The organism is Lentilactobacillus sp. TOM.63 (assembly GCF_030361045.1).
In the GTDB taxonomy this organism is placed as follows: domain Bacteria; phylum Bacillota; class Bacilli; order Lactobacillales; family Lactobacillaceae; genus Lentilactobacillus; species Lentilactobacillus dabitei.
Map to the genome: position 1 here is coordinate 1 of NZ_JAUCAP010000079.1, position 11,060 is coordinate 11,060.

Genomic DNA, 11,060 nt, shown 5'->3' on the forward strand with positions numbered 1-11,060 from the left:
TTGCTGGGATAATTTTTCATAGCTTAAACTCGCTTTTTACATAGAAGTATATCAAAAATCATAGATCTTGGACAGCTCTAAGAACGTTGCCTTGATTAAGGGTGGGGGCAAAATATCAAATTGTTATTTGCTCCAGCTATTAAAATCGCCGGTGTTCGATAGATATGTTAAGCGCGAAAATGCGGGTGGTCACTGGGGGATTGCTGCGGCCGGCTTTCTCATCACGGCGGTTTTATTGCCCTTACTATCTGTTTTAGCCGTCTGTGTCACTAAATCCAAGGGCGTTTATGACATTGGTAAACCACTAGGCGCAACCTTTGCCGTTGTCTTCATGGTTCTCATCCACTTTACAATTGGCCCCTTCTTTGGAACACCACGGACGGCCACCGTATCATTCACCGTTGGTCTGGCACCGTTTTTCCCAGCAAAGTATCAATCACTCGCATTACTGTTGTTTTCCGCCGCATTTTTCGGACTCGCCTACTACTTGTCCGTTGAACAGAGCAAAATTATGGCTCGGGTCGGCAAATTATTAAATCCATTATTTTTGCTATTATTAGTCGCCATCTTCGCCGTAGCTTTCAGCAGTCCGCTAGCTCATGCCGGTAGCACCAGTGCAACTGCTGCCTATCAGACCGCAGGCTTTACCAATGGTTTCTTGCAAGGCTACAACACGATGGACGCCTTAGCTGGGTTGGCGTTAGGCGTCACTATCGTCACTGCCGTTAACTTCATGGGCCAAACCGACCCGAACAAAGCCGCGTGGGTGACCGCCCGAGCTGGCTTCTTCTCAATGGCCTTTGAAGGCTTGATTTACGTGCTCTTAATCTTGTTAGGCGCGCAATCGTTAGGTCAATTCAAATTATCCGATAACGGCGGGGCCACCTTTGACCAAATCGTTAACCACTACATGGGTAATGTCGGACAAGCCATTTTAGCCGTGTTGATCATTACCACTTGTTTGACCACCGCTATCGGGCTCGTCGCCGCCTTCGCTCAGGACTTCCATAAGCACTTCGGTTTCTTGAGTTACAAAGCCTGGTTAAGAATCACGTGCCTCGCCTCATTTTTAACTGCTAATGTGGGCTTAAATCAGATCATTGCCTGGTCCACCCCCGTCCTGATGTTCCTTTACCCGTTAGCCATGGCACTAATCTTCTTATCGATCCTTTCGCCACTCTTCCACAAGTCAAGTGTCGTCTATGTTTGGGTCGTCGTCTTCACCGTCGTCCCCGCCGTCTTTGATATGGTTGCCGCTTTCCCCGCCGTTGTTAGCCAAAGTACTTTCGGCCAAGCAATGGCGCATGTCCAAAGCTTCTTACCACTTGCCAGCAGCGGAATGGATTGGTTAGTCCCTGCGCTAGTTGGTGCCGTCTTTGGCACGGCCCACTACTTGTTGTTACAGCGGGCAAAGACCAGCACTGGCATGGAAGTACCGATGAAACGCTAACCCGTACCGTACTTGTTAAACAATTTAATGAATGCCAAATAAGCACTGCCCACTATTTTGTGAGCAGTGCTTATTTGATACCTCAAGTCTAACACGAACAATTATCGCAATGAGTCGGCGTTGTCATGACCGACAACTCCAATCTATTTGAATGTTACTTTCATTACTGATTGACCATGCTGTACTTCTGTTGACCAATCTTCAGTGTGTGCTGTAACGCGACCAGGTTGCGTAAAGAAAGTAACAACCACATCGTCATAACCACTCTGTTTGATCAGATCACGATCAAAGGTCATCAGTAAATCACCAGCGTGTACGACTTGCCCATCTTGACAATAAGTCGTAAAGCCAGTACCACGGAGGTTAACCGTCCCGATTCCCACGTGAATAATTGTTTCAAGACCGTCAGCTGACACGATTCCTAACGTATGTTTAGTTGAGAACGTAAACCGAATCGTCCCATCGAATGGCGCATAGAGGCGACCATCACTTGGCCTGATGGCGAAACCAACTCCCGGTAAGCCTTGTGGCTGTGCGGCACTTTTGACATCCGCTAATGCGAGCGGTTGACCGCTTACTGGTGCTAAGATTTCAGTGGTCAGAATGTCAGATGCAGGCGTTACCGCAACATCCGCTGCTTCCCCTGTTGCCAATTTGGCCTGTAACTCTTCAACAATTTCGGCATGTTTCTTTTCGGTAATGGTTACTTTGAATGTAAAGACTAACAATGACAAGATTGCACATGCTAACGGCAAGTAAAACGCTAAGAGTTCAAACGTATGAATATTACTTGCAGTCATATCGGCGGCCGTTGCACTACCAGTCATACCAGCAACTAAAGCAATGGCACCGACGATACCGTTGGAAAAGGCACCAGTAATTTTGTCGAGCATCGGCCGAACGGCAAGCACCACCGCTTCATTACGATTGCCATTCTTCAATTGACCGTATTCAATGGCATCGGTCATTGATAGGACCGTGACTAATTGGGCAAAGTTAATATTGAAAAGGACTAATCCGATGATCAATAAGGTCAAATTCGTCTGCGCAACAATAAAGATAATATAGGCTAAAATCATTGAGCATTGACCGAGTGCAAAGAGCACTTTCCGTGGAATAAACCGGTTCAAGATTGGATATAGTGGTGACGTCACAAAACCGATCACAGTTGCGACCGCCCCAGCAATCCAAAATTCACCAGGTTTACCAATCACGAATTTAAAAAGATAGAATAGAACCCCGTTGGTTATCACGTATGCTAATGAATAGAATAAGTAACCCAGACTGACCCACATAATTTGGTCATTCTTGATAATGCCCATAAAGACACCTTTGATCGTCGTCTTTTGTTTGGCTGCTTCCCGAATCGCATTGTGCTTCTCACTGGTTCCAAAGGCGACAAATAGTGCGGAAATGACTGCCACAATACCGACAATAACGGCAAACGCTAGCCAGCCTTGTGGACCTTGGGTATGCTTACCAGTTGCGATAAAGGTAAAGTACGTGGTAATTGGTACAACGACCATTGTCAGGCCGTTCCAACCGGTCGTCCCAGCAAAACTGCCAAGAGCCGTGAGAATTCCCCGGGCATGACTATCTTCACTAATCGCTGGAACCATGCCCCAATACGAGACATCTGTTAACGAATAGAAGACATCCAAGATAATAAATAAAATCACAAAAACAATTGCAAATAAAATCCAGTTTACCTTTGCTAATCCAAAGATTCCTGAGAAAATAACGACTAATAAGACCGAACTGATAATACTCCCAATGACTTGCCAAGGCTTAAACTTACCCCAACGTGTTTCCGTATTATCAACAATATTGCCTAAGATTGGATCGACAACGACTTCCGCTAAACGAATCACCACCACCAGTCCTGTGATTAAACCAATCAACCGATTGGCGATAGCTGGTGCAACGCCGCTAAACATCCCACTAGTGACAAAGACAATAAAATAGGTACTCAACGCACCATAGAATGCCGAGTGTCCTAAGTTACCTAATCCAAAGGCAACGCCTTCATTAATTTGATGCCATGATAACTTTTTCTTGGTTACTGGTTGTTTTTCAACATTTTGTGCCATTAATTTCACCCCACTTAATTATTTATTCATCATATAGACTTGAACACCATAGCTGGCCGAGTCTTGCTTGCCACTTACCACTTGATTCTCAAAAATTTGCCGTAACGGCACTTCAAGTGTCACCGTCGTTGGTCGATGACTAAAATTGATCACGAAGTAATAGCGCGTCGTCGCATTCTCTCTAACTTGAATACTTACCTTGGCATTCGCTTTGATCACTGGCAATGCCGGTTTAAGTGCCAAGCTTGTGGCAAGCCGTTTATAGAAAGCATCCAAGAAGTCAGTATCGGTCCGCGCAGCCAAATAATACGCCGCTCCCTGGCCCAATTGATTGACCGTTACAGCCGGTGTTCCAGCATAAAAATCTTTTTGATACGTGCCGAGGACTTGTGCCGTTGTCGTCTCAACTACATCACAATAATCATTCACTTGATACGCTTGGTGATAAGCAGTCAGTGCATTATGTTGTTGCGGATATAATGTGTCAGTTTCCTGAACTTTAATCCCATAAGTTGCTTCTAAGTCAGCTAAACCATCACCTTGATAGGCTAAGAAGTCATGATCAACGACGCCCGTAATATAGGTACCGATCAGATGGCCGCCCTGTTGCACATATGCTTTAAGCTTAGTCGCAAACCGGGCGCTCATCATGAAGTGCATCGGATCAATCACCAAATCATAAGCCGTCAAATCATCAGTAGTCGCAATAATTTCAACTGGAATATCATGTTCCCAGAAATACTGGTGATGTTCTTGAATCGTGCGCCAATACTTTTTGGTTTCGTTAGCGTAGTTGCGGGCATCATCCAAGCCCCACATGTTGTCATAATCAAAGACAATAGCGACTTTAGCTGCAGTTCTGGTCGTTCCATGCGCGGCCTGTAAGCTTTGTAAGTCCTGACCAACTTTTTGAACGTCCTTAAATGCCCGCGTATTTGAGCCACGATGGTTGGTAATGACGGCGCCATGAAACATTTCAGAAGCTCCTAATGATTGATGTAGTTGGAAATACAAAACTGAGTCGGCGCCATGGGCAACCTGTTGCAAGCTCCCCATTTCGTGCATGCCTGGTCGTTTGGCACGATTATATGGGTGCCAGTTAACCTGTGACGGTGTACTTTCCATAATCAAGTAGTTATCATGCTTGAGGCTCCGCATCACGTCATTCATCAAAGCAGTTTTCATGGCCAGTGGGCCGTACTTTCGTAACCATTACTCCAATTAGGATATGAATCCCAACTCACAATATCGACATGCTTCGCAAACTTCTGATAATCTAAATCATAAAAGCCGTGTGATTCTGATGGGTTGCCACCCATAAAATTGGCTGTCACAGGGATATTAGGTGTCAGCGCTCGTAACGGTTTGATCTCATTATCAAAAAAGTCAATCGTCCGGTCTGTTACAAAACGATGCCAATCCAGGTTAAGTCCCATTACATTCGTATCACCCAGCGGCGACGGTGCCTGAACCTGATCCCAACTTGTATAATCGTGGCTCCAAAAAGCACCACAGTAAGCATGGTTCAAATTGGCTAACGTTTGATACTTTTTTTGAACTCAATGACGAAAGGCTTGCTGGCACAAATCACAGTAACAAGCACCGCCATATTCATTAGAAGCTGTCTAAAATCTCTTAAGTAATAGTGCTAAGAAGCTGTCTAAAATCTCTTAAGTAATAGTGCTAAGAAGCTGTCTAAAATCTCTTAAGTAATAGTGCTAAAAACGCTAAAACGACCATTTGCAGACTGGTGGTTAATTGACGCTCACAATTTTTCCAAAGTCGCCGACAATTCTCTAGCCAACTAAAAGATCGTTCGACTACCCAACGTTGGGGCATGACTTCGAATCGATGCAACTCATTGCGCTTCGCAACCTGCACGGTTGCGTTTAAATTACTGGCTACATCGAGCTGAAAATTAACGCCTGAATAACCACCATCAACTAAGACATTTTGAACCTGGCGTAAATGCATGGCATGTAAAGCGATCATTGCACTGGCCCCGTCTCGATCAGAGACGTTCGCTCGCGTCATGTGAATGGCCTGCGGAAAGTCATTGATATCAACTGCCAGATGGCGCTTAATCCCCGAGATTTTCTTACCAGCGTCGTAACCTTTGTTTTCAGCAGTAGCGGTGTTTTTGACGCTCTGAGCGTCAACGATAATAAAGGAAGTTAAAGCTGAACGTCCTTGGTAAGTTCGCCGAGCAATGACAATTTTTTTAAAACTTGTTCCAATAAGAAGCTGTCCAACCAGCGGCTTTGTCATATGAAAGGTCGTTGACATCAAACGTGACGATCCCAGCATCTGGAATATTAGCTGAGTACATCCGCACTGTCGTATCTGTCCGGGGTGCATAAACACCATATGTCCCGATTGTAATCGCACATGGGAAAACATGGCCCCCGTTATAATCAGTATGTTCACCGATCAAGTTGATTCGACCAGGTGAGAAAAGGACCCGTTCTGGCTTGGTATCAAAGGCTTTGGTAAACTCCTGTTTTAAGTCGCTAGTATTCATGAAAAATTCCTCCGTAAATAGTTTTACTAAAACTTTACTAGGTTTGACTATAATGCTTTTTTTGATTGTTGTCAACACCCCACAAGACCTTTAGAACAAGATTTGGTAACGCTTTACAAATTTATCACGTTATCGATTCAAATTCTTCTTATCGCCCGTTGTCGTTGTCAGTAGTCGTTGTCATTTAGTTAAAATTTAACTAAAATTACATATAAAAATTTAATATTTTGTTTTATGATAATTGTAAGCGTTTTTTATTTATGTAACTTTGAAAGGAGCTTCCTCATGCAAGCTAATCTTCAATGGTTAGATGACCCAGAAGTCTTCCGGGTCAACCAATTACCTGCACATAGTGATCACCATTATTATCACGACACAGCGGAATTCAAAACGGGTAGTCGCTTCATCAAGAGTCTCAATGGCGCTTGGCGTTTTAACTTCGCCAAGACACCGGCTGAACGCCCAGTTGATTTTTATCAACCCGATTTCGATGCAACTGACTTTGATACGATTCAAGTTCCCGGTCATATTGAACTAGCCGGCTATGGTCAAATTCAATACATTAACACGCTATACCCATGGGAAGGTAAAATTTACCGTCGCCCACCGTATACCCTCAATCAAGATCAATTAACACCAGGCCTATTCAGCGACGCTGCGGACAACACCGTCGGCTCGTACCTCAAAACCTTCGATCTCGACGATGCTTTTAAAGGGCAACGTATTATCATTCAGTTCCAAGGGGTAGAAGAAGCCCTGTACGTCTGGTTAAATGGCCATTTTATTGGCTACGCTGAAGATAGTTTCACCCCTTCAGAATTTGATTTGACGCCGTATATTCAGGACCAAGGTAACGTTTTAGCGGTTCGGGTCTACAAACGCAGTACTGCTGCCTTTATTGAAGACCAAGATATGTTCCGTTTCTCTGGTATTTTCCGTGACGTCAATATACTGGCGGAGCCTGCTAGCCATATTACTGATTTGGACATCCGACCAGTTCCAAATGCCAATCTCAAAAGTGGTGAGCTCAACATCACTACTAAAGTAACCGGCGAACCAGCCACTTTAGCGCTGACCGTTAAAGACCATGACGGGCGAGTACTGACGAGTCAAACGCAAACCGGTAGTGGCAGTGTAACCTTTGATACCATGTTATTCGACCAACTGCACTTGTGGTCACCACAAACGCCGTATCTCTATCAATTGACAATTGAAGTTTACGATGCTGATCACCAACTCTTGGAAGTCGTCCCATATCAGTTTGGGTTCCGGACGGTCGAGCTGCGCGATGACAAAGTCATTTACGTCAACAATAAACGGTTGGTGATCAACGGAGTTAACCGGCACGAATGGAACGCCCACACCGGTCGCGTTATCAGTATGGCTGATATGCGCGCTGATATCCAAACCATGTTAGCTAACAATATCAATGCCGATCGGACCTGCCATTATCCTGATCAATTACCTTGGTATCAATTATGTGACGAGGCCGGTATCTACCTAATGGCCGAAAACAACCTCGAATCGCACGGGTCATGGCAAAAGATGGGGGCTATCGAGCCTTCTTACAATGTTCCTGGCGATAATCCACACTGGTTAGCAGCGGTGATCGACCGGGCCCGTTCAAACTACGAATGGTTTAAAAACCACCCATCGATCATTTTTTGGTCACTTGGCAATGAATCGTATGCTGGCGAAGATATCGCGGCGATGCAGGCTTTTTATAAAGAACATGATGATTCACGACTCGTCCACTACGAAGGCGTTGTCCACACACCAGAATTAAAAGATCGCATTTCTGATGTTGAAAGTCGGATGTACGAAAAGCCCCAAAATATTGTAGCTTACTTGGAAGATAACCCAACCAAACCTTTCCTAGATTGTGAATATATGCATGACATGGGGAATTCTCTGGGCGGTATGCAATCATATAATGATTTGATCGACAAGTATCCAATGTATCAAGGTGGCTTTATTTGGGACTTTATTGATCAAGCACTCTTCGTTCATGACCCAATCACCGACCAAGACGTGCTCCGGTATGGCGGTGATTTCGACGAACGCCACTCCGATTATGAATTCTCCGGTGACGGCTTAATGTTTGCCGACCGGACACCAAAACCAGCAATGCAAGAGGTGAAATATTATTATGGCTTACACAAATAATCAACTACACGTTATTTACGGCGACGGGAGTTTAGGACTACAGGGGGCTAATTTCCACTACCTCTTTAGCTACGAACGTGGCGGACTTGAATCATTCGTCGTCAACGATAAAGAGTGGCTCTATCGTACACCCACGCCCATCTTTTGGCGGGCGACAACCGATAATGATCACGGTAGCGGCTTTTCAGTCAAATCCGCACAGTGGTACGCGGCCGATAAGTTCTCAACTTGTCAAGATATCGAATTGACGGTTGATGACCAACCAGTCACACCGTTACCAATCGCGCCACTCAATAACAAATACACGGATCACGAAATCGCCACGAAAGTCTCACTGGCTTACCACTTCGTTACCACGACCGTTCCTAGTACCATCGTCACAGTGACTTATACGGTGACAGCAGACGGTCAGATCAATATCGCCACCCATTATAGCGGTCAGTCTGATTTGCCAGAGCTACCCGCATTTGGTCTGCGGTTTATCATGCCAACTACCGCGACCGGCTTCGACTATACCGGTTTGTCCGGTGAGACTTATCCTGACCGGCTGGCTGGCGCAACACACGGGCAATTCCACGTTGACAGTCTGCCAGTCACACCATACTTGGTCCCACAAGAATGCGGCATGCACATGCAAACTGAACAAGTGACAGTAACGCGATCAACAACACAAAATAACGCTGACCACGACAACACACCATTCAGTTTGACATTTAGCCAAGCCGATGCACCATTCGCCTTCAGCTGCCTTCCCTATACCGCTGCTGAACTAGAAAACGCAACACACATGGAAGAATTACCATTAGCACGGCGAACGGTCTTATCAATCTACGGTGCCGTTCGTGGGGTCGGTGGCATTGATAGTTGGGGAACGGACGTAGAAGCCCCATATCATATCCTCGCTGATCAAGACATTGACTTCAGCTTTAACATTCATTTCTAAAAATTAATTTGATTTCAAAAGAACGCTCCGGCAGGTTATTTGCCAGAGCGTTCTTTTAGATTAACGATGATTAAGTTTTAATATGTTTAATGGCTGAGCTTAGTCCTTAGCCTTGAAGTAATGTACCTGCGCCGTAAAGTCACTAGTTTGAACGGGAATCGTGTAGAGTCCTAGTTGCATCAATTCATCGCCACCGTACATTTTGTTTGTGTCGGTCTCAACGTAGGTCTGCTGAGGGTCTAATCCCGCTAGCTTCGTAATATGCGGTTCTGGTTGAACTGCACCTAAAATAACGAAGGTGAACAGCAAGGCTTCTTTCTGATCCGGACTAACAAACATCCACGCGACCGTATTAGATTCAAACGGGCTCTCTAATCGATAAAAGGTCCCGTATTGAACTAACTCACGGTGCTGCTTATAGAAGGCAACCTGTCTTTTAACGGCCTGCTTGTCCGCATCACTTAGTTGGGCCGCGTCCAGTTCATAGCCCAAGGTGCCACTCATTGCCACAGCACCACGCATCTTCATCGACGTTGACCGTCCTAACAATTCATCCGGGCTCGTCCCGACATGGGCGGTAATTGCAGAAATTGGATAAACGAGTGAAGTCCCATATTGAATTTTGAGCCGTTCAATCGGGTCATTATTATCTGACGGCCAACTCTGTGGCATATAATACATTAAACCAGCATCGAAGCGGCCACCACCGCCAGAGCAGCCTTCAAATAAGATCTGTGGATAGCGTTTCGTTAAACGCTCCATCAAGTCATATACACCTAAGATAAAGCGGTGGCTAGTCTCACCTTCATGAGCTGAATCGCTATGTGGCGAATAGACTTCCGTTAAATTGCGGTTCATATCCCACTTGATATAATCAATGGGCACCTTATCAAGAACCGCGGTCATTTGTTCAAAAATATTGTCGACAACATCCGGCTGGCTGAAATCAAGCACGTATTCGTTCCGCGATAACGTTCGGCCACGATCTGGTACGCCTAACACCCAATCAGGATGGGCCCGATAAAGATCGGAATCGGCTGAAATATTTTCTGGCTCGAACCAAAGTCCGAACCGCGTCCCTTTATCATGGGTCCGTTTGCTAATATCCGCTAAGCCTCCTGGTAACTTGTTCCGATTAACAAACCAGTCACCTAGCGAACTATTATCATCATTTCGATGACCGAACCAACCGTCATCCAGCACAAACATTTCGATACCCAGTGGTGCTGCAGCATCCAAGATTGATTGAATCTTGTCCGCATCAAAGTCAAAGTAAGTGGCTTCCCAATTGTTGATCAAGATCGGCCGGAGATCATGCTTGTAACGACTGCGCGCCACGCGATCACGCAATAAATCATGGTAGGTTTGCGACATACCATTAAGCCCCGTCGTCGAGTATACCATTGCAACCTCGGGCGTTTGGAAACTATCACCGGCCGCCAATCGCCAGTCGAAATTATATTCATTGATTCCCATAGTCAAGCGCGTCTGACCAATTGGGTCCCGTTCTAAACTAATCTGATGGTTACCTGAATAAATTAGCAATGCACCAAGGACATTGCCTTGAAATTCATTAGTATTCGGATCAGCTAGCGCCACAAAAGGATTCATATGATGAGAACTAGCACCCCGGCGACTTTCAAACTGAGTTACACCTCGATGGAGCCGTTCACGACTAAGCTGGCGCTCACGCGCATAGCTTCCAGGTAACGAAATGGCATTGCTCCTATACTGAAATTTGGTGCCAAAATCATTAGATTTTGTGTCATAATGATAAAAATCAGAATAGGAGTTTTTTTATGAAATATTATTCAGCCTGAATTATTCATAGTTCATTAAAAGCCCGTCAGTTTTCGTGTTTTTTCGAAAACTGACGGGTATGTTTTTATC

3 protein-coding genes and 5 pseudogenes are annotated in these 11,060 nt (G+C 45.2%); 3 read left to right on the forward strand and 5 right to left on the reverse strand.

Features of this window, described 5'->3' with window-relative positions:
• Positions 1 to 181: 181 nt before the first annotated feature.
• A pseudogene (gene brnQ, locus QUF07_RS11765) lies at positions 182 to 1,450 on the forward strand (branched-chain amino acid transport system II carrier protein); the annotation flags it as partial.
• Between the two features lie 143 nt (positions 1,451 to 1,593).
• Here brnQ and QUF07_RS11770 read toward each other — a convergent pair.
• The 4 genes and pseudogenes from QUF07_RS11770 to QUF07_RS11790 all read right to left on the reverse strand — a co-directional run.
• Complete coding sequence (locus tag QUF07_RS11770; protein ID WP_289427556.1) at positions 1,594 to 3,540, reverse strand: sugar MFS transporter; 1,947 nt, start codon at positions 3,538 to 3,540, stop codon at positions 1,594 to 1,596.
• A gap of 18 nt (positions 3,541 to 3,558) precedes the next feature.
• Positions 3,559 to 5,159 (reverse strand): annotated as a pseudogene (locus QUF07_RS11775) (beta-galactosidase); the annotation flags it as partial.
• A gap of 76 nt (positions 5,160 to 5,235) precedes the next feature.
• Positions 5,236 to 5,763: pseudogene (locus QUF07_RS11785) on the reverse strand (IS5 family transposase); the annotation flags it as partial.
• Between the two features lie 22 nt (positions 5,764 to 5,785).
• A pseudogene (locus tag QUF07_RS11790) lies at positions 5,786 to 6,061 on the reverse strand (galactokinase family protein); the annotation flags it as partial.
• A 285-nt stretch (positions 6,062 to 6,346) separates the two neighbouring features.
• Between QUF07_RS11790 and QUF07_RS11795 the strand changes: the two are divergent.
• Together QUF07_RS11795 and QUF07_RS11800 are read left to right on the forward strand one after the other, a co-directional pair.
• The gene (locus tag QUF07_RS11795) at positions 6,347 to 8,227 is read left to right on the forward strand and encodes a glycoside hydrolase family 2 TIM barrel-domain containing protein (protein ID WP_003643062.1); all 1,881 of its coding nucleotides are present in this window, start codon (positions 6,347 to 6,349) and stop codon (positions 8,225 to 8,227) included.
• Positions 8,211 to 9,170 carry a beta-galactosidase small subunit gene (locus tag QUF07_RS11800; protein ID WP_084989059.1) on the forward strand — a complete coding sequence of 320 codons (960 nt, stop codon included), beginning with the start codon at positions 8,211 to 8,213 and terminating at the stop codon, positions 9,168 to 9,170. Before QUF07_RS11795 ends, QUF07_RS11800 begins: the two co-directional genes overlap by 17 nt.
• 99 nt (positions 9,171 to 9,269) lie before the next feature.
• On the opposite strand, the pseudogene QUF07_RS11805 reads toward QUF07_RS11800, so the two are convergent.
• Positions 9,270 to 10,892 (reverse strand): annotated as a pseudogene (locus QUF07_RS11805) (alpha-galactosidase); the annotation flags it as partial.
• Positions 10,893 to 11,060: the final 168 nt, after the last annotated feature.

Bases quoted from the DNA above. Each gene is read 5' to 3' on its own strand.
- QUF07_RS11795 (WP_003643062.1), top strand. From the start codon at position 6,347: ATGCAAGCTAATCTTCAATGGTTAGATGACCCAGAAGTCTTCCGGGTC.
- QUF07_RS11770 (WP_289427556.1), bottom strand. From the start codon at position 3,540: ATGGCACAAAATGTTGAAAAACAACCAGTAACCAAGAAAAAGTTATCA.
- QUF07_RS11800 (WP_084989059.1), top strand. From the start codon at position 8,211: ATGGCTTACACAAATAATCAACTACACGTTATTTACGGCGACGGGAGT.